Source organism: Pseudomonas cimarronensis (assembly GCF_049331905.1).
In the GTDB taxonomy this organism is placed as follows: domain Bacteria; phylum Pseudomonadota; class Gammaproteobacteria; order Pseudomonadales; family Pseudomonadaceae; genus Aquipseudomonas.
Window position 1 is genome coordinate 2,812,984 of sequence record NZ_CP186283.1, and the last position, 24,035, is coordinate 2,837,018.

The 24,035-nt window shown below is 59.5% G+C and carries 24 protein-coding genes; 14 read left to right on the forward strand and 10 right to left on the reverse strand.

Annotated features, from left to right (window positions below; genetic code table 11):
* The first annotated feature begins 73 nt into the window (after nt 1–73).
* Entirely contained in the window at nt 74–670 is a 597-nt protein-coding gene (locus ACOCLD_RS13110) for an NADPH-dependent FMN reductase (RefSeq protein WP_422911806.1), read from the forward strand.
* 27 nt (nt 671–697) lie between these two features.
* Here the strand turns inward: ACOCLD_RS13110 and ACOCLD_RS13115 are convergent, their stop codons facing one another.
* Genes ACOCLD_RS13115 through ACOCLD_RS13130 form a run of 4 tightly spaced genes read right to left on the reverse strand, consistent with a single transcriptional unit; the run spans nt 698 to nt 3,307 of the window.
* Nucleotides 698–2,017: a sensor histidine kinase gene (locus ACOCLD_RS13115; RefSeq protein WP_422909480.1), complete on the reverse strand. Its 1,320-nt coding sequence runs from the start codon at nt 2,015–2,017 to the stop codon at nt 698–700.
* The gene (locus ACOCLD_RS13120; RefSeq protein WP_233684947.1) at nt 2,014–2,682 is read right to left on the reverse strand and encodes a response regulator transcription factor; all 669 of its coding nucleotides are present in this window, start codon (nt 2,680–2,682) and stop codon (nt 2,014–2,016) included. The genes ACOCLD_RS13115 and ACOCLD_RS13120 overlap by 4 nt, the downstream gene beginning before the upstream one ends.
* The gene (locus ACOCLD_RS13125; RefSeq protein ID WP_422909481.1) at nt 2,682–2,999 is read right to left on the reverse strand and encodes a PepSY domain-containing protein; all 318 of its coding nucleotides are present in this window, start codon (nt 2,997–2,999) and stop codon (nt 2,682–2,684) included. Before ACOCLD_RS13125 ends, ACOCLD_RS13120 begins: the two co-directional genes overlap by 1 nt.
* Nucleotides 2,999–3,307, reverse strand: a complete 309-nt coding sequence (locus ACOCLD_RS13130; protein ID WP_392539870.1) for a PepSY domain-containing protein — start codon at nt 3,305–3,307, stop codon at nt 2,999–3,001. The genes ACOCLD_RS13125 and ACOCLD_RS13130 overlap by 1 nt, the downstream gene beginning before the upstream one ends.
* Nucleotides 3,308–3,502: 195 nt before the next feature.
* Here ACOCLD_RS13130 and ACOCLD_RS13135 point away from each other — a divergent pair, with 195 nt between their 5' ends.
* From ACOCLD_RS13135 to ACOCLD_RS13160, 6 genes are all read left to right on the forward strand, one after another.
* Entirely contained in the window at nt 3,503–4,582 is a 1,080-nt protein-coding gene (locus tag ACOCLD_RS13135; RefSeq protein ID WP_422909482.1) for a patatin-like phospholipase family protein, read from the forward strand.
* Between the two features lie 53 nt (nt 4,583–4,635).
* Entirely contained in the window at nt 4,636–5,475 is an 840-nt protein-coding gene (locus tag ACOCLD_RS13140; RefSeq protein WP_422909483.1) for a hypothetical protein, read from the forward strand.
* A gap of 187 nt (nt 5,476–5,662) precedes the next feature.
* Nucleotides 5,663–5,932 carry a hypothetical protein gene (locus tag ACOCLD_RS13145; protein WP_257778389.1) on the forward strand — a complete coding sequence of 90 codons (270 nt, stop codon included), beginning with the start codon at nt 5,663–5,665 and terminating at the stop codon, nt 5,930–5,932.
* Nucleotides 5,933–6,103: 171 nt separating this feature from the next.
* On the forward strand, nt 6,104–7,099 hold the full coding sequence (locus ACOCLD_RS13150) for a GlxA family transcriptional regulator (protein WP_422909484.1): 996 nt from the start codon (nt 6,104–6,106) through the stop codon (nt 7,097–7,099).
* A 22-nt stretch (nt 7,100–7,121) separates the two neighbouring features.
* Nucleotides 7,122–7,337: a DUF1272 domain-containing protein gene (locus ACOCLD_RS13155; protein ID WP_422909485.1), complete on the forward strand. Its 216-nt coding sequence runs from the start codon at nt 7,122–7,124 to the stop codon at nt 7,335–7,337.
* Between the two features lie 139 nt (nt 7,338–7,476).
* The gene (locus ACOCLD_RS13160; protein WP_257778386.1) at nt 7,477–7,692 is read left to right on the forward strand and encodes a DUF2970 domain-containing protein; all 216 of its coding nucleotides are present in this window, start codon (nt 7,477–7,479) and stop codon (nt 7,690–7,692) included.
* 1 nt (nt 7,693) lies between these two features.
* On the opposite strand, the gene ACOCLD_RS13165 is transcribed toward ACOCLD_RS13160, so the two are convergent.
* Nucleotides 7,694–8,803, reverse strand: coding sequence for an ABC transporter substrate-binding protein (locus ACOCLD_RS13165; protein ID WP_422909486.1), 1,110 nt, complete (start codon nt 8,801–8,803; stop codon nt 7,694–7,696).
* A 132-nt stretch (nt 8,804–8,935) separates the two neighbouring features.
* On the opposite strand from ACOCLD_RS13165, the gene pnuC reads away from it, so the two are divergent.
* Together pnuC and ACOCLD_RS13175 are read left to right on the forward strand one after the other, a co-directional pair.
* Entirely contained in the window at nt 8,936–9,502 is a 567-nt protein-coding gene (gene pnuC, locus ACOCLD_RS13170; RefSeq protein ID WP_422909487.1) for a nicotinamide riboside transporter PnuC, read from the forward strand.
* Entirely contained in the window at nt 9,499–10,050 is a 552-nt protein-coding gene (locus ACOCLD_RS13175; RefSeq protein WP_422909488.1) for an AAA family ATPase, read from the forward strand. The genes pnuC and ACOCLD_RS13175 overlap by 4 nt, the downstream gene beginning before the upstream one ends.
* Here the strand turns inward: ACOCLD_RS13175 and ACOCLD_RS13180 are convergent.
* Nucleotides 10,018–10,485: a DUF3429 domain-containing protein gene (locus tag ACOCLD_RS13180; protein ID WP_422909489.1), complete on the reverse strand. Its 468-nt coding sequence runs from the start codon at nt 10,483–10,485 to the stop codon at nt 10,018–10,020. The genes ACOCLD_RS13175 and ACOCLD_RS13180 overlap by 33 nt on opposite strands.
* 151 nt (nt 10,486–10,636) lie before the next feature.
* On the opposite strand from ACOCLD_RS13180, the gene ACOCLD_RS13185 reads away from it, so the two are divergent.
* From ACOCLD_RS13185 to ACOCLD_RS13200, 4 genes are all read left to right on the forward strand, one after another.
* Nucleotides 10,637–12,511, forward strand: coding sequence for a di-heme-cytochrome C peroxidase (locus tag ACOCLD_RS13185; protein WP_422909490.1), 1,875 nt, complete (start codon nt 10,637–10,639; stop codon nt 12,509–12,511).
* 53 nt (nt 12,512–12,564) lie between these two features.
* On the forward strand, nt 12,565–13,698 hold the full coding sequence (locus ACOCLD_RS13190) for a catalase family protein (protein ID WP_422909491.1): 1,134 nt from the start codon (nt 12,565–12,567) through the stop codon (nt 13,696–13,698).
* Nucleotides 13,699–13,803: 105 nt separating this feature from the next.
* Nucleotides 13,804–14,160 carry a 6-carboxytetrahydropterin synthase QueD gene (queD, locus tag ACOCLD_RS13195; RefSeq protein WP_090241991.1) on the forward strand — a complete coding sequence of 119 codons (357 nt, stop codon included), beginning with the start codon at nt 13,804–13,806 and terminating at the stop codon, nt 14,158–14,160.
* Nucleotides 14,161–14,411: 251 nt separating this feature from the next.
* Nucleotides 14,412–14,720 carry a TRL-like family protein gene (locus ACOCLD_RS13200; RefSeq protein WP_090253600.1) on the forward strand — a complete coding sequence of 103 codons (309 nt, stop codon included), beginning with the start codon at nt 14,412–14,414 and terminating at the stop codon, nt 14,718–14,720.
* Between the two features lie 43 nt (nt 14,721–14,763).
* Here the strand turns inward: ACOCLD_RS13200 and ligA are convergent, their stop codons facing one another.
* The 4 genes from ligA to ACOCLD_RS13220 all read right to left on the reverse strand — a co-directional run bounded on the left by ligA (nt 14,764) and on the right by ACOCLD_RS13220 (nt 22,352).
* Complete coding sequence (gene ligA / locus ACOCLD_RS13205; RefSeq protein ID WP_422909492.1) at nt 14,764–17,124, reverse strand: NAD-dependent DNA ligase LigA; 2,361 nt, start codon at nt 17,122–17,124, stop codon at nt 14,764–14,766.
* A 61-nt stretch (nt 17,125–17,185) separates the two neighbouring features.
* Nucleotides 17,186–18,010: a cell division protein ZipA gene (gene zipA, locus ACOCLD_RS13210; RefSeq protein WP_422909493.1), complete on the reverse strand. Its 825-nt coding sequence runs from the start codon at nt 18,008–18,010 to the stop codon at nt 17,186–17,188.
* A 181-nt stretch (nt 18,011–18,191) separates the two neighbouring features.
* Nucleotides 18,192–21,680 carry a chromosome segregation protein SMC gene (smc, locus tag ACOCLD_RS13215; protein ID WP_422909494.1) on the reverse strand — a complete coding sequence of 1,163 codons (3,489 nt, stop codon included), beginning with the start codon at nt 21,678–21,680 and terminating at the stop codon, nt 18,192–18,194.
* Between the two features lie 12 nt (nt 21,681–21,692).
* On the reverse strand, nt 21,693–22,352 hold the full coding sequence (locus ACOCLD_RS13220) for a GntR family transcriptional regulator (protein WP_422909495.1): 660 nt from the start codon (nt 22,350–22,352) through the stop codon (nt 21,693–21,695).
* A gap of 238 nt (nt 22,353–22,590) precedes the next feature.
* On the opposite strand from ACOCLD_RS13220, the gene ACOCLD_RS13225 reads away from it, so the two are divergent.
* Entirely contained in the window at nt 22,591–23,730 is a 1,140-nt protein-coding gene (locus ACOCLD_RS13225; RefSeq protein ID WP_422909496.1) for an alkane 1-monooxygenase, read from the forward strand.
* Nucleotides 23,731–24,035: the final 305 nt, after the last annotated feature.

Genomic DNA, 24,035 nt, shown 5'->3' on the forward strand with positions numbered 1-24,035 from the left:
GGCTGGCGGCTGTTTCCTTGAAGCGCAGACTAGCGATCGCTAGTCTGCGTTTTTTCTTAATATGAGGTGCATGATGCTCAATATCGCCCTGGTGGCTGGCTCCAGCCGCAATAACAGCCAATCGGGCAAGGTCGCCCGTTTCTTGCGTCAACGCCTGATTCAGCTGGGCCATACCGATAACGCCCAGAGCAACGTGATTGATCTAGGCCTGGCTCCCCTGCCCCTATGGCCTGCCGAAGACACCGGCCCCTGGGGGCTTTACAGCAAGCAACTGGCCGCCGCCGACGCCGTGGTGATCATTTCCCCAGAGTGGAACGGCATGGCCTGCCCGGCCATCAAGAACTTCTTTATCTACGCCAGCAAAGCCGAGCTGGCGCACAAACCGGGCCTGTTGGTTGGGGTTTCTTCAGGCGTGGGTGGGGCTTATCCGATCAGCGAGTTGCGTGCGTCCAGCTACAAGAACTGCCGCCTGTGCTATCTGCCTGAACATCTGATCGTGCGCAGCGTCGAGAAAGTGCTGAACACACCAGAGCCAAGCAGCGAAGACGATCAGCGTCTGCATGCCCGCATCGATTACGAGCTGGATATTCTGGTCAAGTACGCCGAGGCACTGCGTCCGGTGCGGGCCAGCATCGACATGGGCAACCCGGCATTTGCCAACGGCATGTAAGTGCGCCAAACGGCGTGCCTGAGCGCTTCAGGCACGCTTGACGGGCAGCGTCACGCTAACGCGCAAGCCACCTAGACCACTGTCACCCAGCTGCAGCTGCCCGCCCCAGGCATCGACGATGTCCCGCACAATGCCCAGGCCCAGGCCATGGCCGGCCACCTGTTCATCCAAGCGACTGCCGCGACTGAGGACCTCCTCGCGCTGCGCCGCATCGATACCCGGCCCGTCATCCTCAATGCACAGCTGATACACCTCGCTCTCACGGCTAACGTGCAGATACACCTGGCTGTCAGCCCATTTGCAGGCGTTATCCAGCAGATTGCCCAGCAGTTCCAGCAGGTCCTCGCGGTCCCAGGGCAAACGCAGACCAGGCGCCGCCTGCCAGTCCAGTTGCAGGTGATTACCGTGAATCATCGTCAAGGTGGAAAACAGCTCCGGCAGCTCGCTGGCACAATCGAAATGCGCTCCCGGCAGCGCTTCACCGGCCAGACGTGCACGACCCAGTTCACGGGCAATGCGTTGCTCGATCTGTTGCAGCTGGCTATTGAGGCTTTCACGCAACTCGGGCAACTGCTTGAGTTCTTCCCGGCCGGCCAGGCTGACCAGCACCGCCAGTGGGGTTTTCAGTGCATGCCCTAGGTTACCCAACGCATTGCGTGAGCGTTTCAGGGTGTCTTCGGTATGACTCAGCAGGTGGTTGATCTGCGCCACCAGCGGTTCCAGTTCCAAAGGCACCTGCTGGTCCAGCTGGCTGCGCTGGCCTTGTTGCAATTGCATGATCTGTTGCCGCGTGCGCTCCAGCGGGCGCAAGGCGCGGCCGACAATCAGGCGTTGCAACAGCAGAATCAGAATCAGCGCGCTGATGCCCAGGCCAAGAATGATTTTCTGCACATGGCTGAAGCTCTTGAGGATCGGCGTATAATCGCGCGCCACCTGAATAACGATCTGCTGGCCAAAGCGCTGATAGTCGGCGCGGTAGATCAACCACAACTGGCCCTGCGGCCCGTCACCTAGCTCAGCCTGGAGACCCGGTTGTTCGGCACGCTGCAGGTCGCGATCCCAGAGTGAACGCGAGCGCCAGGTCTGTTCGGCAAAGTCGATGCGAAAATACAAGCCCGAGTAGGGCCGTTTGTAGGCGGCGCTAAGACGCCGGTCATCAAGTTGCAGGCCGTTGGGGCCGCGCACAAAAGCGCCCAATAGAGTTTGCGCTTCATCCTGCAGGGTGGTCTGGATATAGCTGCGCAGGCTGCGATCAAACAGCCAGAGGCTGCTCTGCGCCAGCAACAGACCGATGACCAGCAGCACGCTGACCAGGCCCAGGCTCAGGCGCCGCTGGATCGATTTCAAACAGCATCCCCGCTGAAGCGATAGCCTTGGCCACGACGGGTCTCGATAATCTCGCGCCCCAGCTTGCGGCGCAGGTGGTTGACGTGCACTTCGATGACGTTCGAATCGCGTTCGCTTTCACCGTCATATAGGTGCTCAGCCAAATGACTTTTCGACAGCAATTGCCCGGCATGCAGCATGAAATAGCGCAGCAGGCGGAACTCGGCAGCGGTCAGCTGCACTTCCTGATCGTTGCGGCTCACCGTCTGCCGGCTTTCGTCCAGCTGCAGGCCTGCCGCTTCCAGTTGCGGCTGATTGGCCAGGCCCCTGGCACGGCGCAACAGCGACTGAATGCGCAGTTGCAGTTCTTCCGGGTGAAACGGCTTGCTCAGGTAATCATCCGCACCGGCCTTGAGGCCTTCAATGCGCTCAGCCCAGGAGCCACGCGCAGTGAGGATCAGCACCGGTGTGCTGAGGCCGCCCGCACGCCACTCCTGCAGCACCTCAAGCCCCGGTTTGCCAGGCAAGCCGAGGTCGAGAATGATCAGGTCATAGGGTTCTGTCGCCCCCTGGTAGGCGGCATCACGACCGTCGGCCAGCCAGTCAACGGCATAACCTTGACGGGTCAGACCGGCCAGCAGCTCATCGGCCAGGGGGACATGGTCTTCCACCAGCAGCAGGCGCATCAGTCTTCCACCTCATCCTTGAGCACTTCGCCAGTGCTGGCGTGCAATTCCAGTTCGCGCACGACGCCTTGCTCAGTCACCAGTTCCACTTCGTAGACCAGCACGCCGTCCTCTTCTTCCAGCTCGACTTCCAGCAAAACTGCACCGGGATGACGCTGCAAGGCCATCTGCAGCAACTGCTCGAGGGGCATGATCAGCCCCTCGCGGCGCAGGCGTAATGCTTCATCCTGATCCAGGTCGCGTGCGCTGCTGCTGAACGTCAGCGTCAGCAGCAGGCAGGTCAGGAGTGCGCGGGCAAGCCAAGCAGTGTTCTTCATCAATCGTCTCGTTGGTTCTTCAGCACTTGGGCGTTAGTGGCATCCAGTTCAACGTCCCACTGCACGCCCTGGGTGTCGCGCACCTCAACCTGGTAGATGTAGCGGCCGTATTCTTCTTCCAGTTCGGTGTCTTCAGTCACACCGCCCGGGTGCAACGCCAGGGCTGCAGCGTTGAGTTTTTCGAAGGACTGGATGGTGCCTGCGTCACGCAGTTTCAGCGCTTCATCCGGGCCCAGGTCTCGGGCTTGGGCCAGGCCGGCAGTCAGGGTAAGGGCAGCAGCGGCAAATACAGCAGTCAGGGTTTTCATGTTCAAGTTCCTTATGGAGTTGGCTTTCGACGGAGCCCAAGTTACTGCACACGACTTAACTCAAGCTGAATTTGCTTAAGGCATTGCTTAAAGGCTGATTTATTCCGAGCCATGCACCCATCATTCACGCGCTGAAGTCGCTTGGCCTGCCCATTCAGGGCTCTATAATCGCTGCCTTGCGCGATGGAGGCCAGCATGAGTGCGATATTAATCAAGTCCCCTGCTTTGACAATCAAGGCCGGTAAACGCGCCTTTGCGCGTATTCGCGAGCACGGCCTGCAACCGGCGGATGTCGGCATTCTGCCCGGCGCTGCAGGCGGCCCCAAGGCTCTGGGGATTCAGGGGCTGGATCTGGCGCTGTTTGGCGACTGGCTGCAGCGCGCACCTCGCGAGCGTTCGCTGATCGGCGCATCCATCGGTTCCTGGCGTTTCGCCAGCGCCTGTTTGCCGGATGCCGCAGCCGGCCTGCGCCGCCTCGGCGAGCTGTATACCTCGCAGCGTTTTGCCAAAGGCGTAAGCATGGCGCAGGTGTCGAACAGCTGCAGCCTGATGCTCGATCAATTGCTCGGCAATGACGACGCCAACATTCTCAGTAACCCGCATTACCGCTTGAATATCGTCGTGGTGAAAAGTCATGGCTTGCTGCAGCACGACCATCGCGGCGCACTCGGTTTGGGCCTGTCGTCAGTGATTGGCAGCAACCTGCTGGGGCGCCCGCGCCTGGCCAAACACTTCGAACGGGTGATTCTGCACGACGCCCGCCTGGCGCCGCCGCTGGGTACGCTCAGTGATTTCCCCTCACGCTATCTGCAGCTCGACAGCGGCAATCTGCGTCATGCTTTGCTGGCCTCGGGCTCCATCCCGATGATCATGCAAGGGGTGCGCGATATTCCTGGCGCAGGGCCTGGCACCTATCGCGATGGCGGCCTGCTCGACTATCACCTCGATCTGCCGTACAGCGGCGAAGACATCGTGCTTTACCCGCACTTCACCGATAAGGTCATCCCCGGCTGGTTCGACAAGGGCATGCCCTGGCGTCGCGGCGACGGCGGGCGTTTGCAGGATGTTCTGCTGCTCGCCCCCTCACGCGACTACCTGGCGCGCCTGCCCCATGGCAAACTCCCCGACCGCAAGGACTTCAGCCGTTATCTGGGCGATGATGCCGGCCGCGAACGCTATTGGCGCACCGCCATGAGCGAAAGCCAGCGGCTCGGCGACGAGTTTCTCGAACTGGTGGACAGCGGCCGCCTGCACGAACGCATGCAAGCACTTTGAACAGGACGGGCCAGAAGGTAGTGGCCACAGCGTAATAACCAGGGATCGGCAGAATGAAACTTGCAGTCGCCATTATCCATGGCATCGGTACACAACCGGACACCCGTGATGCCGAAGGACAACACAGTTTTGCCCAGAGCCTGATCGCGGGTTTACGCCAACGCCTTGGTGCAGATGCTGACCAGGTCGCCTTTCAGAGCCTGTACTGGGCCAGCGTGCTGGACAAAAGGCAGCTGGCTTTTCTCGACAAGCTGCGTGACCAGCCCGTGCGCTGGCGTTGGTTGCGGCGCATCGTCACGCTGTTTCTCGGTGATGCCAGTGGCTACCGCAAGGTCAGCCAGGCTTACGACACCACCTACGAAGAAGTGCATCAATGCCTGCGCAGCGGTCTCAACGCCCTGCGCGCCAAGGTCGATGCCGATACCCCGCTGGTGGTGCTGGCCCATTCGCTGGGCGGGCATATCTTTTCCAACTTCGTCTGGGATCAGCAGCGCATCAATAATGTTGAAAGTTGCCCGCTCGACCCCTTTCTGGCGCTGGAAACCCTCAGTGGTCTGATTACCTTTGGCTGCAATATTCCGCTATTCACCTTCGCCTATGATCCTGTGGTGCCCATTCGTTTTCCAGGCCAGTGCCTGCCCCAGGCCGTGACCGAGCAGGCGCGTTGGCTCAACCTGTATGCCCCCGCCGACCCGCTCGGTTACCCGTTACGGCCGCTGCCCAATTACACCGCGGTGGTGGCTGAGGATCGCGCCATGCCCGTTGGCCCCTGGTACAAGCGGCATACGCCGTTAAGTCACCTGAGTTACTGGGATGATCGCGGTTTCCAACGCTATGTCGCCGCTTACCTGCGGCAGTTGCTGAGCGTCTGCAAAGGACGTGAGCGGGGCTGATGGCCCTCCACTTCGCCTTCCTTCTCTACTCTCATCAATAAAACAGTGATTTAACGGACATTTTTTTACATTTTTCGGCCTTCGTGTGACTTAGTGGTCAGCTTCGCTCATCAACAGCTATGACTGGCAAGCGTGAATCTACCGTTTGCCCTTGTGTATTTGGGATCACCTCGGAGAAACCGACCCCATGAACGCACCGCTGCGTTTTAACGAAGCCCTGCTGATTGCCGACCGCGCCTTTCAACCTTTTCAATGCGTCGCCTGGGCCCCGCAAGATGGCACTGGCAACCTCAGCCTCAGTGTGATCGACCGTACCAGCACCCGCCTGCTCGGCCGCACGCAACTGTCCAGCAGCATCTACAGCGACCCGGTGCAATTTGCCGATGTGCTCAAGCAGTCCCGTGAGCAGCTCAGTCAGCAAGGTTTCACCCTGGAGCCATGGAGCATGCCCGAGTAATCGGCTGCTGCTACAAGGGCTCTGAGCTGCCATTCGGCCCTCTCTTGTCAGAGCCCTGCTCCCCCTCGCCACACCGGCGACGCTGTGTTGGCAATATCTGTGGGTTTATTGTCCTTGTTGCCAATTACTCGTTAAGCGCAGACTGCATCCATCGCTTACCGAGACGCCGCCATGGATGCTCCCCGAACCATTGCCTGCCTGCTTTATCCGCATGTCATGAGCCTGGATCTGACCGGCCCATTGCAGGTGTTTGCCTCCGCCAATGACGAACGCCAACGACAGGGCTTGCCCGCGGCTTATCGCCTACTGGTGCTCGGCCAGCAGGCGGGTGCCATGCCCACCTCCGCCGGTTTCCAATTGGTCGCCGAACAGGCCTGGAGCGCTTTAGAGCCTGCGCATATCGATACCTTGCTGATCCCCGGCGGCCAGGGTGACAAGGCGCAGTGCCACAATCCTGAATTGCTGGCCTGGCTACGCAGCGCAGCGCCGCAGATCAGGCGCGTTGGCTCAGTCTGTTCCGGCGCGCTGATTCTCGCCGCCGCTGGCCTGCTCGATGGCCGCCGCGCCACCACTCACTGGGCGGATCTCGACTGCTTGCGTCTGGAACATCCACAGGTGGAGATCAGCGCGGATTGCCTGCACACCTACGATGCGCAAGAACCAGACGGCGATGGCCATATTTTTACCTCGGCCGGAGTAACTGCCGGGATCGACCTGGCACTGGCTCTGGTCGAGGCTGATCTGGGGCGCCCGCTGGCCTTGGCCGTAGCCAAGCGTCTGGTGCTATTTCTGCGCCGCCCTGGCGGGCAAGCGCAGTTCAGTGCACTGCTGACTCCGGAGCCGAGTCGAGTACCGCGCCTGGCCAGTCTGCTGGAATGGATACCCCTGCACCTGCATCAAGACCTGTCGCTGGCGGTGCTGGCGGCGCAAGCCAATATGACGCCGCGCACGTTATCGAGAGCCTTCAACCAGGAACTGGGCATGGGGCCAGGACGCTATGTCGAGCTTGTACGTCTGCAAGCGGCACGCAGCCTGCTGCAGACTGCCCAGGCCTCGATCAGCACGGTGGCGCGGTTGAGCGGTTTCAATCACCCGGAAAATCTGCGCCGCAGCTTTCACAAGCACCTCGGTATCAGCCCTCAGGAATATGCCGAGCGCTTTGCTTAATCACCTAGCCCAGGAGCCAGTCATGCTGGAGTTACGCGCCGAATGTGAATGCTGTCAGCGAGATCTTGCGGCCGACAGCCAAGACGCATTCATCTGCTCATACGAGTGCACCTTTTGTCGCGACTGCGCCGACAACACATTGCATGGACGTTGCCCGAACTGCAGCGGAGAGCTATTGCAGCGGCCACGACGTGTCATCGTCAGCGCCACCACTAGCTCCCAGACAGATAACCTTTAGAGGGAATTAGCCCAGCCCCGGGCAAATATGAGGTCGCTTGCAGGGTTTCAGCAGGCCTCATATCTCCGCAAACAACCGCGTCCTGCTTGAGCTTTACTAAACACAGCACTGGCTGTGGATGCCGGAACAGGAGAGCCCGATGGACGATGAAGAAAACAAGCCGCTGACGTTCTGGGAAATGCTGCAAAGCGTGCTGAGCGCGGCACTGGGCGTACAGAGTGGAAAAAACCGGGCACGCGATTTTTCGCGGGGCAAGCCCAGCCACTTCATCATGCTCGGCGTGCTGTTTACGGTGGTTTTTGTGCTGACGATCTTTGGCGTGGTCAAACTGGTGCTGCATCTGGCCGGTGTATGACTCACTGCAGCAGGGGCGCTACTGAGAAGCCATAGTCGCGTATCTCCGGGTGATAGACGGCGCTGAACTGGCGGAAATCCAGGCCATAGCCCTTAACCCTGAGGCGTTTCTGCAAGCGCGCAGCTTGGCTGGCATCCAGTGGGGTGAACAGCTTGTCGACACGGTCCTTGCCGCCGCGTTCGGCAAAATCCAGCCCGGCATGGTAGTCATGCAACATCACCATGGCCCAGCCGCCCAGGGTGAAATGCCCGCCAACCAACACCCACAGCTGATTGTCGATACGGGCCTGCAGCACCTCCTCGGAGTTGTTCAGGGCCGACAGGAAAATGTCCTTGTTCGGCTGCCGGCCCAATTCCAGCGCAGCCTGCATCACGCCAAAGGCCATTTCATCATTGGCCGACCAGATCAGTTGAGTCTCGGGATGGCGAGGTAACAGCAGCTGCGCCTGCTCGTAGGCGCGCTGACGCTTCCACTCTCCATACACCAAGCTTTGCAGCCTGACTTGCGGGTGTTCAGCCAAGGCCCGTCGCAGCCCTTCTTCTCGCAGCGAAGATGACGGTGTGTTGCGCAGGCCGGCAAACGCCAGCAGGCTGCCCGGCTCGCCTTCCAGGCGCGCAATCAGCCCTTTTGCCATCCAGTAACCGGCTTGCTCATCGTTGGGGATCAGGCTGCCGATCCAGTTGCGGTATTGCTCACGCGAACGACCGACAATCTGCTGTTGCTCGGGTGTCAGGGTACTGTGCAGGGAGAACAGCTTGACCGGGCTATTGGCGTACATCCTCAGCAATTCCGGTGCGGTGTACATCTCGTTGACGAACAGCAGATAGTCCGGCAACGGCCCCTTATCCAGCAGCTCACGGGCACGCTGCAACAGTAAACGGTGATCGCGTTCACCATTGATCACCGTGAGCTGCATGCCCAGATCAGCTGCAGCAGCCTGCATGAATTCGGTGTAGCCCACCCAGAAAGGCTCGTCGGTATAACCCGGATTGAGGAACACCACCGAAGCCGGCGAGCGCGCAGGCGTTGGCCCGGCCCAAGCAGCCGCGGTTAATACGCTCAGCGTCAACAAACAGGCAGCGCTGATCCAGTGCAAAACCGACTTCAACACGCGTTGATCTCCTGAAGGGATGTCGAGTATATCGGCAATGCCATAGCCAATGGCCATCGGCCTCGCCAAGACGAACGTTAGGCGAATGGTTACAATCGCCTCCCCTCCGCCTCCCTCCTCTGTTGGTGTTCTATGTCACCTCTGGAAACCCTCGCTTCAGCCCTTGGTATATGGGCCGTCTGGCTGACCGTACGGCAAAATCGCTGGTGCTGGCCGCTCGGCTTGGTGATGGTGCTGATGTACGCGTGGATTTTCTATGACGGCAGGCTGTATTCGAACATGCTGCTGCAAGGTGTGTACGCCGTGCTGCAGGGTTATGGCTGGTGGCAGTGGACACGAGGCGGTAGCAGCCATAGCGGCGTGCAGGTCAATCGGCTGAGCACACAAGGTCTGCTGTTCAGCCTCGCGGCGGGCAGCCTGGGCGCCATCGCACTGGGTTACCTGATGGCCACCTTCACCGATGCAGCAGCCCCCTGGCAGGATGCCGCCTTGTGTGCCTTCAGTCTGGTCGCCCAAGTATGGATGGCGCAGAAGCGGCTGGAGTGCTGGCCGCTGTGGGTCGCGCTGGATCTGCTCTTTGTTGCGCTCTTTCTGCAGCAGGGCTTGTACCCGACAGCCGCGCTGTATGGGGTATTTACCCTGTTGGCGCTTCACGGCTGGTTGACCTGGCGGCGCGACCGCGCGTTGGTCAGCGTATGAAGGTGCTGGTGCTGACCGGGCCGGAATCCAGCGGTAAAAGCTGGCTAGCCGACGCCATTCAAACCACTTTTGGTGGCGTACTGGTAGGCGAGTACGTACGGCACTTTATCGATCAGCAACAGCGCGACACCTGCTATGCCGATATCAGCCGCATCGCCCAAGGGCAACTGGACTGGGAAGATCAGGCGCGAGCAGCAGCCCCTGAACTGCTGATTCTCGACACCCATCTACTCAGCAACATGCTTTGGAGTCAGACGCTGTTTGGGGATTGCCCGGCCTGGATCGAACAGGCGCTCTTGGCACGTGACTACCACCTGCACCTGCTGCTTGATCCCCGCGGCGTGCCCTGGGTCGATGATGGCCAGCGTTGCCAACCGGAGCTGGCTCAGCGTGTGGCGTTCTTTGAACAGTGCGCTGACTGGCTACAGCGACATCAACAACCCGTGCAGTGCATTACGGGCAGCTGGACTGCAAGGCGTCAGCAGACACTTGCCACAGTCGCGCAGTGGCTGGGCTCAACGCACCACGACACTGGCCCAGGCCAGTAATAGGCTTAGACACACCGCAATCGTCAGTGGACGCCGCAAACGCGGGTACCACTGAGGTGCCAACCCCAGCTTGACCGCTCGCAAATCCGCGCCATACAGACCGGCAAAAGCGATAAGGCACAGGGGCAAAGCCAGGCTGGTGGGCATGCCACTGCTGATCGCCAGCCAACCCAGTAGTGGCGGTACAACCGATAATCCCAACTGCAGCTGCGCTGCTTCCCCCGCCTCTTGCGCACGCATGGCCAGGCCCCAGTGGATTGCCCCCATAAAGGCCAGAATAACCGCGGCATAATCCAGCAGTGCTGCCAGCACCAATGGCCGCCAGCCCTCCGGCACCACCCAGATACCCAAGGCGCCGCTGACAAAAGGTACCAGTCCGGCATAACCGAGCAGCAAGGCCAGTTTGGGGGGCTGAGGTGCGTCAAATGGGTGCATAAGCTCACTCCTGAGGGGTAATCTTGAATAAACCGCAGTTTACGGCGCAGTAAAAGGAAAATTCGCGCAATTGTTCAGTCATGGCTGCTTGCCATAAGCAACGGCAGTTGGCATAAAACGGGCAAATAATAAACGCCACAAGGATGTATCGATGCGCATTCTCCGTCGGACCCTGTACGGGGTTCTTTTGTTGCTGATCGTGGGGCTGCTGGTTGCCCTGTATTTCATCGCCTACCCCAACCTTCCGCTCTATAAACAGCCCGAAAAGCTGCATTACCTCGATCAATGGTCGGCCGAAGAGCGCCAGACCTATTACTACACACCTCAGGGCACCCAGGTAAAAGGCCTGCGCTATGAGTGGTTCAGCGCCCTGGAACTGCCGTTCAGCAGTCGTAAGTTCGCCACCCCGGATTACCTTGCGCGCTTTGGTTTCCTCGTCGATCCCGCCCAACAACCCACACCGCTGAATCCCGGCAATCTGCCGGTCGGCTTTGCCCGGCATGCCGATGCGGAAAGTGGCGAGCATTACCTGGATATCAGCTGCGCCGCCTGCCACACCGGCGAGCTGCGCTATAAGGGCCAAGCCGTGCGCATCGATGGCGGCGCGGCGCTGCATTCGCTGGCGTCCACCGTACCCACCGTGCGTGGCGGCAGCTTTGGCCAGGCGCTGGGCATGAGCATGGCCTTCACCTACTACAACCCACTTAAATTCCGCCGCTTCGCCCAACAGGTACTGGGCGATGAATACGCCAGCCACAAGGCCCAGCTGCGTCGCGACTTCAAGCTGGTGCTCGATCGCCTGCTCGGCACCGCGTTCAATGACTGGCATCGCGGTCTCTACCCAACCGAAGAAGGCTTTGGCCGCACCGATGCCTTCGGCCGCATCGCCAACAGCGTCTTTGGTGATGCTATAGACCCAAGCAACTACCGCGTCGCCAATGCCCCGGTGAGCTATCCGCAGGTCTGGGATATCTGGAAATTCGACTGGGTACAATGGAACGGCTCAGCCATGCAGCCGATGGCCCGCAACGTTGGCGAAGCCCTGGGCGTTGGCGCCACGCTGCGCCTGCTGAATACCGACGGTCACCCTGTGGCCGAATCCGAACGCTATGCCTCCAGCGTGCGCCTGCGTGACCTGTTCACCCTGGAAGAAACTCTCAAGCGACTGCAACCGCCCACCTGGCCGGAAGACGTGTTCGGCAAGGTCGATCTGCCGTTGGCCAGCCGTGGCCGCGCGCTGTATACCGAGAACTGCGCCTACTGCCATGCTCCTGACCCGAAGACGCCCCAGGAGAGCTTTGCCCCGACTCGCGATCCGGAATGGCGGATGCGTGTGGTGCCTACCTCGATCGTCGGCACTGACCCCACCACCGCAGACAATATTGCCGACCATCGTTTCGATATCACCAAGCTGGGCTGGACCAAAGCCGAACTGAGCAAACTCGATGTGCGTTTGTTTGGCGCGAAGCTGGAAGATATCGACATGCGCAGCATCTCCAGCGCCAAAGCCCTGGCCTACGTTACCGCCTACGTGGAAAACCGCGCGTATCAGGATGCTGGCATCACCCAACCGGAACGCGGTCGCATGGATGGCTTTGATCTGCCGATTGGCGTGCAGGAAAAGCGCGGCTACAAGGCGCGCCCGCTGGATGGCATCTGGGCTACCCCGCCCTTCCTGCACAACGGTTCGGTGCCGACCCTGTTCCAGCTGCTGTCGCCGGTGTCGGAGCGGCAAACTCAGTTCTGGGTGGGAAATTTCGAGTTCAACCCCAAACAGATTGGCTACCAGAGCGAAAAATTCACCGGCGGCTTCCTGTTTGACACCCAGGTCACCGGCAACAGCAATCGCGGCCATGAATTCCGCGCCGGTTGCCGTGAAGACGGCGTGATCGGTCGCGCCCTGCAACCGGAAGAACGCTGGGCACTGATCGAGTACCTCAAGGTCTTGGGCAATCCCGCACTGGAACAACAGCTACAGCCTGTTGCCGCCAAGGAATGGACGCCCGGCCCGTCCTGCCAGAACTGAAACACACAGCGCCTGTAACCGCACACTGAGAATAATTAAAAGGAATTGACTGCATGTTTAAACGATTCTGGCTCTGGCTCGGCCGCGTACTGGGCAAACTGCTGGTGCTGGTACTGGTCATTGGTATCGGCGGCTGGGCCATCGGCGCAGCCTACTACGGCTGGAAATTCTCCGGTCCAGTGTCCACTGAAGAACAGATCCCGGCCGATGAAGCCGCACTGACTCAAGGCATCATCGAAGACGCCATCCGCGTGGTTGAACAGCATCGCGACAACACCCGCGTGCTGCGTGATGCTCATGCCAAGGCCCATGGCTGCGTGAAGGCCGAGGTCACCGTCAACGCCGATCTGGACAGCAGCCTGCAACGCGGCGTGCTCAGCGAACCTGGGAAAACCTGGCAAGCCTGGATGCGCCTGTCCAACGGCAATGCCTACCCGCAGTTCGACCGTGCCCGCGATGCCCGCGGCATGGCGATCAAACTGCTGGATGTACCCGGTGAAAAACTCACGCACAGTCCGCAGCACGCCACGGAGCAGGACTTCGTGATGTTCAACCACCCGGCGTTTTTTGTGCGCGATGTGGCCGAGTACAAGAGCAACTTCGCCGCCCAGGCTGACGGCAAAAAGGCCATGGCCTTCTTTACCAGCTGGAACCCCAATAGCTGGGAAATCCGCCACCTGATCATCGCCCTGAAAACCCTGTCCCCTGCGCCGGAAACCCCGCTGGCTACCACCTACAACTCCATCGCCCCATTCAAGCTGGGTGAGCACAACATCAAATATCGGGTCATTCCTCAGCCAGAAGCCTGCCCCGAGTACCAGTTGCCGGAACAGAACCGCGACCTGCCAAACTTCCTGCGCAACGCGCTGTACCAGCAACTGTCGCTGGACCGTGTACCAGCCTGCTTTGCCCTGCAAGTGCAGCGGCAGAACGCCGAGTACTACATGCCGATCGAAGACCCCAGCGTTGAATGGAGCGAAGCTATCTCGCCGTTCGAAACCGTCGCCACCATCAAGGTGCCGGCGCAGGATTTTGATAGCCGCGAGCAGAACCTGTTCTGTGACAACCTGTCGTTCAACCCCTGGCATGCGCTGCCCGAGCATCGTCCGATTGGTGGTATCAACCGCCTGCGCAAGGCGGTTTATGAGGCCGTGAGTATCTATAGGTTGGAGCGCAATCAGCCATAAAACTGTATCCAATTCTCCGTGCTACTCGGTTAACAGCTGCTGAGCTGGTAATATCCGCGTCTTGCTAAACACGCTGTTGGCCGCGTACCACTTGAGAGAAAGACCGTGGAATTGTTCAAAGAGTTTATGTTCGAGGCCGCGCATCGCCTGCCTCACGTCCCCGAAGGGCACAAATGCGGACGCCTGCACGGCCACTCCTTCAAGGTTGCGGTGTATATCGAAGGTGAAGTCGATCCTTATACCGGCTGGATTCGCGACTTCTCCGAGATCAAGGCAATCTTCAAGCCACTCTACGAGCAACTCGACCACAACTACCTGAACGATATTCCTGGCCTGGAAAACCCTACCAGTGAAGTGCTGGCCAAATGGATCTGGCAGCAACTCAAGCCGCTGCTGCCAGAACTGTCGCGTATCCGTATCCACGAAACCTGCACCAGTGGTTGCGAATACCGCGGCGACTGATTGCGCCCACCGGGCGCCTGATCGAAGCTCCAGGCCCCCTGCTCTTCAGCACTCTCACTCGGCGGTTAATTCAATCGTTCTGAGCGCAGAACAACAGCTACCGAAAAATCCACCGGAAAATTTCATAAATTTGAAACCGGTTTGAAAACAAGCACGCAAACTTGTTCTTGCCCAGCCTCTGTTTTAGGGTAGCGGGGCACTTTACCTGGATGGGTAAAGCCTCTTATGGATAAGCGAAAAGGAATCACAACATGTTGAAGAAAATTGCTCTGGCTGCCGGTCTGGTTACCCTGCTCAGCGGTTGCGCCTCTGGCCTGTCGCCAGTCAGCGTTGGCCTGATCACCGACGTCAAAGGCCCGATCACTGCAACCACCGCTTCCGGCAACAAAACCGGCACAGCTTGCGCCACCACCATCATTGGTCTGATCAACAAAGGCGACGCTTCCATTGCTGCCGCCAAGGCCAATGGCAACATCGGCACCATCGCTACCGCTGATTACCACACCAAAGGCTTCTACCCGTTCTTCGGTGAAACCTGCGTGAACGTAACCGGTAACTAAGTTGCCTGACGGCCCCCAAGCAACGCTCGGGGGCCGTTTGAAGTCAGAGGCCGAAGCCCGCCAGGGCTGACAGAAACTGCGCCTCGTCAATCACTCTCACGCCCAGTTCACTGGCTTTCGCCAACTTCGAGCCTGCCCCCGGCCCCGCGACTACGCAACTGGTCTTGGCTGATACCGAACCCGCCACCTTGGCCCCCAGGCTTTCCAGCTTTTCCTTGGCCACATCACGGCTCATCACTTCCAGCGTACCGGTCAGCACCCAGGTCTGCCCAGCCAGCGGCAAGCCTTCGATAACTTTCTTCTCGCTGTACCAGTGCATGCCGAAGTCCCGCAGCTGCGCTTCGATGGCTCGGGCACGTTCAGCATTGGCCGTGACCGCAAAAAACTCACGCACAGCGTTGGCCTGTTTCTCGGGCAAGGTCTGGCGCATATCCAGCCAATCTGCCGCCAATAGCGCATCCAGGGTGACAAACTTGTCGGCTAGTTTCTGTGCCCCGCCCGGCCCTACCGAGGGGATATTCAACTTGTCGAGCATCCCGGCCAAGGTGGCGCTGGCACTGAACTCGGCACTCAGCTCGCCTTGCTCCTGCAACTCAAGGCCACACTCGCCCAACAAGGCACTGATCACCTGCTGGTTATGCTCATCGGCGAAGAAGCTGTGAATCTCATGAGCCACTTCCAGGCCAATATCCGGCAGGTAGGTGAGCACCTCCGGCAGCGCCTGCTGCACACGCTCCAGGGAGGCCAGTGCACGGGCCAGTACCTTGGCGGTTTCCTCCCCTACGTCGGGAATGCCCAGAGCGTAGATAAAGCGCGCCAGAGTCGGCCGCTTGCTGTCCTCAATGGCCTGCAGCAGTTTGTTGCTGGACACCTCGGCAAAGCCTTCCAGATTGATGATCTGGTCATACTTCAGCTTGTACAGATCAGCCGGTGAGGCGATCAGTTGCTCATCGACAAGCTGCTCGATGGTCTTGTCGCCCAGGCCTTCTATATCCATGGCGCGGCGTGAGACGAAGTGAATGATCGCCTGCTTGAGCTGGGCCGCGCAGGCCAGGCGACCGACGCAGCGGTACACCGAACCTTCGCTGAAGGTCTCCTTACCCTTGCTGCGTTTGACCAACTGGGTGCGCTCGACATGAGAGCCGCACACCGGGCAGTTTTCAGGAATCTGCACGTCACGGGCATCGGCAGGACGGCGCTCGGGCACCACAGCCATGACCTGCGGGATCACATCACCAGCGCGGCGAATGATCACCGTATCGCCGATCATTACGCCTAGGCGTGCCACTTCATCCATATTGTGCAACGTGGCATTGGCTACCATCACGCCGGCCACCTTGACTGGCTTGAGTCGCGCCACTGGCGTGACCGCGCCGGTACGGCCAACCTGAAATTCGACATCCAGCAGTTCGGTCAGCTCTTCCTGGGCCGGAAACTTGTGGGCGATCGCCCAGTGCGGCGTGCGTGCGCGAAAACCCAGCTGCTGCTGGTCCTCGATGGTGTTGACCTTGAACACCACGCCATCAATGTCGTAAGCCAGGTCCATACGGCGTTTGCCAATATCGCGGTAATAGTCGAGGCAAGCCTGCACACCTTTGGCGAGCTTCAGTTCACGGCTGATGGGAATGCCCCAGGTCTTGAGCTGCTCTAGCATGCCCACCTGGGTCGCCGGCAGTTCGCCGCTGACCTGGCCAACGCCATAGCAGCAGAACTCCAGGGGGCGGCTTGCAGTAACCCTGGGGTCGAGCTGACGCAGGCTACCAGCCGCCGCGTTGCGCGGATTGGCGAAGGTTTTGCCGCCACTTTCGGCCTGACGGGCATTAAGCTCGTCGAAACCCGCCTTGGGCATGAACACTTCGCCACGCACCTCCAGCACCTGTGGCCAACCCTCGCCCTGCAGTTTCAGCGGCACATTGCGGATGGTGCGCACATTGCTGCTGATGTCCTCACCGGTGCTACCGTCGCCGCGAGTCGCACCGCGCACCAGCTGGCCGTTCTCGTAACGCAGACTGACGGCCAGGCCGTCGAGCTTGGGTTCGCAGCTGTATTCGACCTCAACACCGCCACCAAACAGGTCGCCGGCAAGCCCGAGACCACTCTGCACACTGCGGTCGAAGGCCAGCAGGTCCTCCTCCTCGAAGGCGTTGCCCAGACTGAGCATGGGCACTTCGTGGCGCACTTCACCAAAGGCCGCCAGCGCCTCACCACCCACACGCTGAGTCGGCGACTCGGGGGTAACCAATTGCGGGTGTTCGGCTTCCAGCGCCTGCAATTCACGAAACAGACGGTCGTACTCGGCATCGGGAACACTCGGTTCATCGAGTACGTAATAGCGATAGTTGTGGCCATCCAGTTCGGCGCGCAGCTGCTCTATGCGCTGGGCAGCAATCGAGGCTTCGGTCATTGCGGTGTGCTCTCAAACGAAAAGAGCAGCCTTGGCTGCTCTTGGTATTTCATGGGTTAACTCAGCGCTTATTGGTCAGTTGCTTGCGCTCATATTCGACGATGCGTTGGCGGTAGTGTTCGATAGTTTGCGCGGTCATCACGCTGCGCTGGTCGTCCTTCAACTCGCCGTTGAGTTCATGGGCTAGTTTGCGCGCCGCTGCCACCATCACATCAAACGCCTGCTTGGGATGGCGCGGGCCTGGCAAGCCAAGGAAGAAACTCACCGCTCGGGTGCTGAAACCCTCAATGTCGTCGAGGTCAAAGGTGCCGGGCTTCAATGCGTTGGCCATGGAGAACAGCACTTCACCATTACCCGCCATGCTTTCGTGACGGTGGAAGATATCCATTTCACCAAAACGCAGGCCGCTCTCCAGAATGTTCTGCAACAGTGCCGGGCCTTTGAAGCCTTCTTCACTGCGCGCAATTACGTTGATCACCAGCACCTCTTCAACCGGGGGCAATTCCTTCTGGTTGTCCTTGCTCTGGCTGGCGGGTTTGACCACGTCGTCATCAACCGGGTTAAGCAGCGTCGGCACCGGCTCTTCCAGCCCCAGATTGAGGTCGCCTTGCTGCGGCTCACCGGCACGACGGCGATTGAGTTCGCGGGCGCTCAGCGATGGCAGATCTTCTTCATCAAAGACCGGCTCATGATTGCGCTCAACAACACGTGGCGGGCTGAGTAGGTCTGGATCACTGTCGTCATCCGGCAAGTTGGCAAAACTGCGGTCAAGTTTGAACTTGAGTTTGCCCTTGCCACCACGCATCCGCCGCCAGCCATCAAACAGGATGCCGGCAATCACAATAATGCCGATGACAATCAGCCACTCGCGCAGACCGAATTCCATGAAATACCTTAACCCCTAATAAAAATGTGATGAAAAAGGCCTTCCCGGCCATTTTGCTAATTCTTTTACGTGACGCCAAGCCTATGTTCTGCCTGGCCTTTCCCTGATTTATAGCGGCACGCCTAATAACAATGCGCATTAAGCTAGCACGACGAAAGATAACTTTACACCGCCTCGCGCATCAGGATTCAACCAAGGCCAGCGCTTCTTCCACATCAACTGCAACCAATCGGGAACATCCCGGCTCATGCATGGTTACGCCCATCAGTTGATCGGCCATTTCCATGGCGATTTTATTGTGGGTGATATAGATGAATTGCACAGTTTCCGACATTTCTTTTACCAGTCGGGCATAGCGCCCAACGTTGGCATCATCCAGCGGCGCATCTACTTCATCGAGCATGCAGAACGGTGCTGGATTAAGTTTGAAGATGGCAAAGACAAGAGCCAATGCAGTCAGTGCCTTCTCGCCACCGGAGAGCAAATGGATGGTGCTGTTCTTCTTGCCAGGCGGGCGCGCCATGATGGTTACGCCGGTATCCAGCAGGTCTTCGCCGGTCAGCTCCAGATAGGCGTTGCCGCCGCCGAAGACTTTCGGGAAGAGCGCCTGCAAGCCGCCGTTGATCTGGTCGAAAGTTTCCTTGAAGCGGTTGCGAGTTTCCTTGTCGATCTTACGGATGACGTTTTCCAGGGTTTCCAGCGCTTCGACCAGATCAGCGTTCTGCGCATCCAGGTAACGCTTACGTTCGGATTGCTGCTGATACTCATCAATTGCCGCCAGGTTGATCGGGCCCAGACGCTGGATGCGTGCAGCCAAACGTTCTAGCTCTTCTTCCCAGGCTTTCTCGCTGGCCTCGGTCGGCAAGGTCGCCAGTACGCCATGCAGGTCGTAATTGTCTTCCAGCAGCTGATCCTGCAGGGCCTTACGCCGTACGGTCAGCGATTGCCAGTCCATGCGTTGCTGTTCCAGCTGGCCACGCAGCAACTGTGCTTGTTGCTCGGCCTGGGTGCGACGTTTTTCTGCGCCACGCAGTTCGCGGTCGGCATCTTCCAGGGCCAGACGCGCCAGCTTGAGCTCGTCTTCCACCGCCATGCGCTTGTCGAGTTGTTCTTCGAGCTTCATGCGCAGCTCTTCCAGCGGCGCTTCACCCTCCTCCAGGTTGAGGTTGAGTTGCTCGCGTTTCTCGTGCAGGCGCTCGGCCTGCAGTTCCAGGCGTTCCAGGGCCTGACGGGTGGAATCATGCTGAGCTTTCAGCGAGCCCAGGCGCACGGCCAGTTGATGGGCGTGATCCTTGTGCTGGCGAGCCTCCTGGCGCACGCGATCAAGCCGTTCGCGCAGGCTGTCGCGGCGTGCCAGCAGGTTTTCACGCTGCTCGTCATCGGTCGCCATGGCATCCAGGGCTTCCTGCAGTTGCAAACGCGACTCACCCAGCTGCTCGTGTTCGATTTCGCGCTGTTCGGCCAGCTCCAATAGTTCGCTGTCCAAGCGGGTACGGCGTAATACCAGCTGCTCGACCTTGGCCTGCCCGGCGGACAGCTGCGCTTTCAGCTCACCAAGACGACGAGCCAGATCCTGAGCCTGGCGGCGTTGTTGCTCGCGCTGTTCTTCCTGAGCGCGCTGGTTTTCGCGCAGATGAGTCAGGCGCTCATCCAGCACGACCAATGCAGCTTCACGCTCATCGCGTTCCAGCGTCAGCCGTTCGATCTCCTGGCCACGGGCCAGTACGCCGCTTTCCGCTTCACTGGCGCGGCGCACCCGCAAAAAGTGCCGACCGACCCAGTAACCATCACGGCTGATCAGGCTTTCGCCTTCGGCCAGACTCAAGCGTGCGGCCAGTGCTTCATCCAGACTCTGCACCGGTTTGACCTTGGCCAGCCAAGGCGCCAGATCGACGTTGGCTTCGACCTTATCCAGCAAACTACCCGCCACCCGCGCGCCGCCCTTGCTTGGGCTGGCCAGGCGTAGATCGCCCTGAGTCAGGCCGGTAAAATCCAGGTCCTGGAAATCATCCAGCAGCACGGCCTGCAGATCGGCCCCCAGCACGGTTTCCACCGCCAGCTCCCAACCGGCTTCAACCCGCAGGCCTTCAGCCAGACGCGGGCGTTCGCTCAGTTGCTGCTCGCGCAGCCAGTCGCCAGCGCCTTTGCCGGGATCAAGCGCCGCTTGCTGCAGCGCCTCCAGCGAAGCCAGGCGACCATTCAGACGTTGCAATTCACCTTGCGCCTGCTGCTGGGCCTGACCGCTGTGCTGCAGGTCATTACGCAGCTGCTGCAGGCGTTCGGCCTGCTGTTCTTCTTCCAGCTGCAGGTCTTCCAGGCTGATTTCGCCGGCAGCGATCTGCTCGCCCAGTTCGAAAATTGCCGCATCTTCCGGGTCGGCCGCCAGTTGCTGCAGCTCCTCGGTGAGGCGGCGCTGGCGCTCGGCCAGGCGCTCCAGGCTCTGCTCCAGCTGGGCGATGCGTGATTGCTGCACCTCGGCCTGACGACGCGGCTCGGCGCTGCGCTGGTTGAAGCTGTCCCACTGTTCCTGCCAGCCATGCATGGCCGTTTCGGATTCTTCCAGCCCGGCCGCGGACTCTTCGGCCGCCGCTGCAGTCAGCTCCTGCTCGGGCAGCAGCATTTCCAACTCTTCGCCCAGGGTCGCCAGTAACGTGCGGTCGTGACCCAGGTGCGATTCGGTTTCCAGACGCGCGCGCTCGGCCTCGTTGAGGTCGTCCTGCAATTGGCGCAGACGCTGCTGACCGTGCTGGATGCTCTGCTCAATGCGCGCGATATCGCCACCCACTGAGTAGAAACGCCCCTGCACCAGGTTAAAGCGCTCGCTCAGCTCGTGATGGCCATCGCGCAGCCGCTCGATGCTGGCATCGGCGTTGCGCTGTTCGGCGACCAGGGCTTCGAAGCTGACTTCCTGGTTGCTGATCACCGCCTCGCGGCTGCCCACCTGCTCGTTCAGCGCCTGCCAACGCAGTGCCATGAGCTGGGCCTTGAGCTGACGCTCTTCAGCCTTGTATTCCTGATATTTCTCTGCCGACTGAGCCTGACGGTGCAGGCGGTCGAGCTGACGTTCCAGTTCTTCACGCAGATCCGTCAGGCGCGCCAGGTTTTCATGGGTGCGACGTATACGGTTCTCGGTCTCGCGGCGGCGCTCTTTGTATTTGGAGATGCCGGCTGCTTCTTCGATAAAGTTGCGCAGGTCTTCCGGCTTGGCTTCGATCAGTTTGCTGATCATGCCCTGCTCAATGATCGAGTAACTGCGCGGGCCCAGGCCAGTGCCGAGGAAGATGTCAGTGATGTCGCGGCGACGGCACTTGGTGCCGTTGAGGAAATAGGTGTTCTGGCTGTCGCGGGTGACCCGGCGGCGGATCGAGATTTCGTTGTAGCCGGCATATTCACCGGTCAAGGTGCCGTCGGAGTTGTCGAAAATCAGCTCGATGGACGCCTGGGTCACCGGTTTGCGGGTATTGGAGCCATTGAAGATGACGTCGGTCATCGACTCGCCACGCAGGTTCTTCGCCGAACTTTCGCCCATCACCCAGCGCACGGCGTCGATGATATTCGACTTACCGCAACCGTTTGGCCCGACTACGGCCGCCATATTGCTGGGAAAAGTTACCGTGGTCGGGTCGACGAACGATTTGAAGCCGGCCAGCTTGATGCACTTGAGCCGCATAGACAGCCTTCCTTAAGCGTCGGCCAGTGCGGCCAGCACCAGCTGGCAATTGTGCTCGCCGTAACCCAGCAGCACCTCACGAATGGCCTGATGGTCACGGGCGATGATCGCCTGCAACAAGGCAGCAAAAGTATTGAGGAACTGGCCCATTTCGCCTTTGCGCCGCTCCAGCGCCAGGTGATAAGTACGGCTGATGGCCGGCAACAAGTTCTCTACGGTTTCCTGCAGGTAGGGATTGTTGGAGAACGGGAACGCGGCACGCATGATGTCGAAGCTGCTCTCGACAAAGCCGTCGATGTCTTCGCGCTTCAGGCTGTCCTGCAGACGCTGCTGAATCACCAGGAACGGCCCGAGATCAGCCTCGACCTGCCAGCTATCCGCTACTGCCTTGCCCAACAGGATGTACAGCTCCATGACCAGGGCGTAGAGGCTCTTGACGTTATGCGGGGTCAATTCAGCCACCTGCGCGCCACGGCGCGGCGGGATCACGATCAGATGGCGACGTTCAAGAATCAGCAGTGCTTCGCGCACTGATCCTCGGCTGACATTCAGCGCCTGAGTGACTTTCTGTTCCTGAATCCGCTCACGCGCCTTCAACTCACCACGAATGATGCGTTCGGCAAGATGATGGGCGATCTGCTCAGCGAGGCTATCCGGTGCCTTGAACGTCATGATGATCCTTAGGCTCTATCTGACCTATTGGGGGCAAACAAGGGTCTCAACCCCACGCCAGGCTTGGCTTGGGCGGTACAGCGCAGGGCGCGAGTGTAACACAGGGTGTTACCGGGCCAAGGCCGCCTGCGCCCCGCATTCAAACCAAAAGGTGGGCTACTGAGGGATGGTCACAACAACAGATTGTCCTACAATCCTACCAACACCCCATTCCAACAATAACAAGTACGGAGCCACCATGTTCGAACGCCTGCCCTCAAACTGGATGCTTGCCATTAAAAGCATCGGCTACTGGTTCTGGTTGATCCCGGTATTGGGTATCCCATTGAGCTATTACTGGTCATTAAACAGCCAATACGCTAACGCCTGGCCCTGGCTGGTCATCGTGGTGGTCTTTGGGATTATCCCGCTGCTGGACTTCATCATTGGCCGCGACCCAGCTAACCCGGATGAGACCGTGCAGGTTCCGCAAATGGAGCAGCAGGGCTACTACCGGCTCTTAAGCCTGGCCACTGTACCCGCACTGCTGGGCATGCTCGGCTGGGCCGGCTGGGTCTTTGTCAACCATGAGGCTTGGAGCTGGGTAGGCCAGCTGGGCTGGGTGCTGTCGGTTGGCACTGTCACCGGAGCGATCGGTATTACCGTGGCCCATGAGTTCATCCACAAAGATCCACAGCTGGAGCAGAACGCTGGTGGTTTGCTGCTCGCTGCCGTGTGCTATGGCGGCTTCAAGATCGAGCATGTGCGCGGTCACCACGTGCATGTGTCGACCCCGGAAGATGCCAGCTCCTCACGCTACGGCCAGAGTCTGTATGCCTTTCTGCCGCATGCCTACAAGCACAACTTCCTCAACGCCTGGAAACTTGAAGCTGAACGGCTGAAACGCAAGAATCTGCCTGCCCTGCACTGGCGCAATGAGCTGATTGCCTGGTACGCCATCAGCGGACTGTTCCTGCTCGGTTTCAGCCTGGCTTTCGGCTGGCTCGGCGCACTGTTCTTTGTCGCGCAGTCGGTGGTCGCCTTTACCCTGCTGGAAATCGTCAACTACGTCGAACATTACGGCCTGCACCGCCGCAAGCTGGACAATGGCCGCTATGAGCGCACCAATCCGACGCATTCCTGGAACAGCAACTTTCTGCTGACCAACCTGTTCCTCTTTCATCTGCAGCGCCATTCCGACCACCACGCTTACGCCAAACGTCGCTACCAGGTGCTGCGCCACTTCGACGACAGCCCGCAATTGCCCAATGGCTATGCCGGGATGATCGTTCTGGCGCTGTTCCCGCCGCTGTGGCGCGCGGTGATGGACCCGCGGGTACGCGCCTACTACGCCGGTGAAGAACATCAATTGACTGATTCGCAGCTGACTCACTCTTAAGTCCAGACACCGCAACAAAAAAACGCCAAGGGCCCACACCCTTGGCGTTTTTTTGTTTGCTGGGCTCCATGTTTTCGCAACGCCTGCTTGGCACAAAAGCAGCTAGCGTTTAGCGGAGCCACGGAGCTTTTCGCGCTCATAACTGAATCGTATGACAATCGCCTGACCAAAGAGTCAAATATTTGTTGACCCTAAAGTCAGAAAACTCTAGATTCGCCTCATGCCAAGCCGTGTGGAAACGCTGTGCTGCCCCGCGCAGTCGTTTCAGCAGAGCCTGATACGAGAACAATAAAGTGCCTGGAGGT

Bases quoted from the DNA above. Each gene is read 5' to 3' on its own strand.
- ligA (WP_422909492.1), bottom strand. From the start codon at position 17,124: ATGACCGAAGCCTCGATTGCTGCCCAGCGCATAGAGCAGCTGCGCGCC.
- smc (WP_422909494.1), bottom strand. From the start codon at position 21,680: ATGCGGCTCAAGTGCATCAAGCTGGCCGGCTTCAAATCGTTCGTCGAC.
- ACOCLD_RS13200 (WP_090253600.1), top strand. From the start codon at position 14,412: ATGTTGAAGAAAATTGCTCTGGCTGCCGGTCTGGTTACCCTGCTCAGC.
- ACOCLD_RS13150 (WP_422909484.1), top strand. From the start codon at position 6,104: ATGGATGCTCCCCGAACCATTGCCTGCCTGCTTTATCCGCATGTCATG.
- ACOCLD_RS13175 (WP_422909488.1), top strand. From the start codon at position 9,499: ATGAAGGTGCTGGTGCTGACCGGGCCGGAATCCAGCGGTAAAAGCTGG.
- pnuC (WP_422909487.1), top strand. From the start codon at position 8,936: ATGTCACCTCTGGAAACCCTCGCTTCAGCCCTTGGTATATGGGCCGTC.
- ACOCLD_RS13125 (WP_422909481.1), bottom strand. From the start codon at position 2,999: ATGAAGAACACTGCTTGGCTTGCCCGCGCACTCCTGACCTGCCTGCTG.
- ACOCLD_RS13185 (WP_422909490.1), top strand. From the start codon at position 10,637: ATGCGCATTCTCCGTCGGACCCTGTACGGGGTTCTTTTGTTGCTGATC.
- ACOCLD_RS13180 (WP_422909489.1), bottom strand. From the start codon at position 10,485: ATGCACCCATTTGACGCACCTCAGCCCCCCAAACTGGCCTTGCTGCTC.
- ACOCLD_RS13225 (WP_422909496.1), top strand. From the start codon at position 22,591: ATGTTCGAACGCCTGCCCTCAAACTGGATGCTTGCCATTAAAAGCATC.
- ACOCLD_RS13135 (WP_422909482.1), top strand. From the start codon at position 3,503: ATGAGTGCGATATTAATCAAGTCCCCTGCTTTGACAATCAAGGCCGGT.
- ACOCLD_RS13145 (WP_257778389.1), top strand. From the start codon at position 5,663: ATGAACGCACCGCTGCGTTTTAACGAAGCCCTGCTGATTGCCGACCGC.
- ACOCLD_RS13140 (WP_422909483.1), top strand. From the start codon at position 4,636: ATGAAACTTGCAGTCGCCATTATCCATGGCATCGGTACACAACCGGAC.
- ACOCLD_RS13190 (WP_422909491.1), top strand. From the start codon at position 12,565: ATGTTTAAACGATTCTGGCTCTGGCTCGGCCGCGTACTGGGCAAACTG.
- ACOCLD_RS13130 (WP_392539870.1), bottom strand. From the start codon at position 3,307: ATGAAAACCCTGACTGCTGTATTTGCCGCTGCTGCCCTTACCCTGACT.
- zipA (WP_422909493.1), bottom strand. From the start codon at position 18,010: ATGGAATTCGGTCTGCGCGAGTGGCTGATTGTCATCGGCATTATTGTG.
- ACOCLD_RS13110 (WP_422911806.1), top strand. From the start codon at position 74: ATGCTCAATATCGCCCTGGTGGCTGGCTCCAGCCGCAATAACAGCCAA.
- ACOCLD_RS13155 (WP_422909485.1), top strand. From the start codon at position 7,122: ATGCTGGAGTTACGCGCCGAATGTGAATGCTGTCAGCGAGATCTTGCG.
- ACOCLD_RS13160 (WP_257778386.1), top strand. From the start codon at position 7,477: ATGGACGATGAAGAAAACAAGCCGCTGACGTTCTGGGAAATGCTGCAA.
- ACOCLD_RS13120 (WP_233684947.1), bottom strand. From the start codon at position 2,682: ATGCGCCTGCTGCTGGTGGAAGACCATGTCCCCCTGGCCGATGAGCTG.
- ACOCLD_RS13220 (WP_422909495.1), bottom strand. From the start codon at position 22,352: ATGACGTTCAAGGCACCGGATAGCCTCGCTGAGCAGATCGCCCATCAT.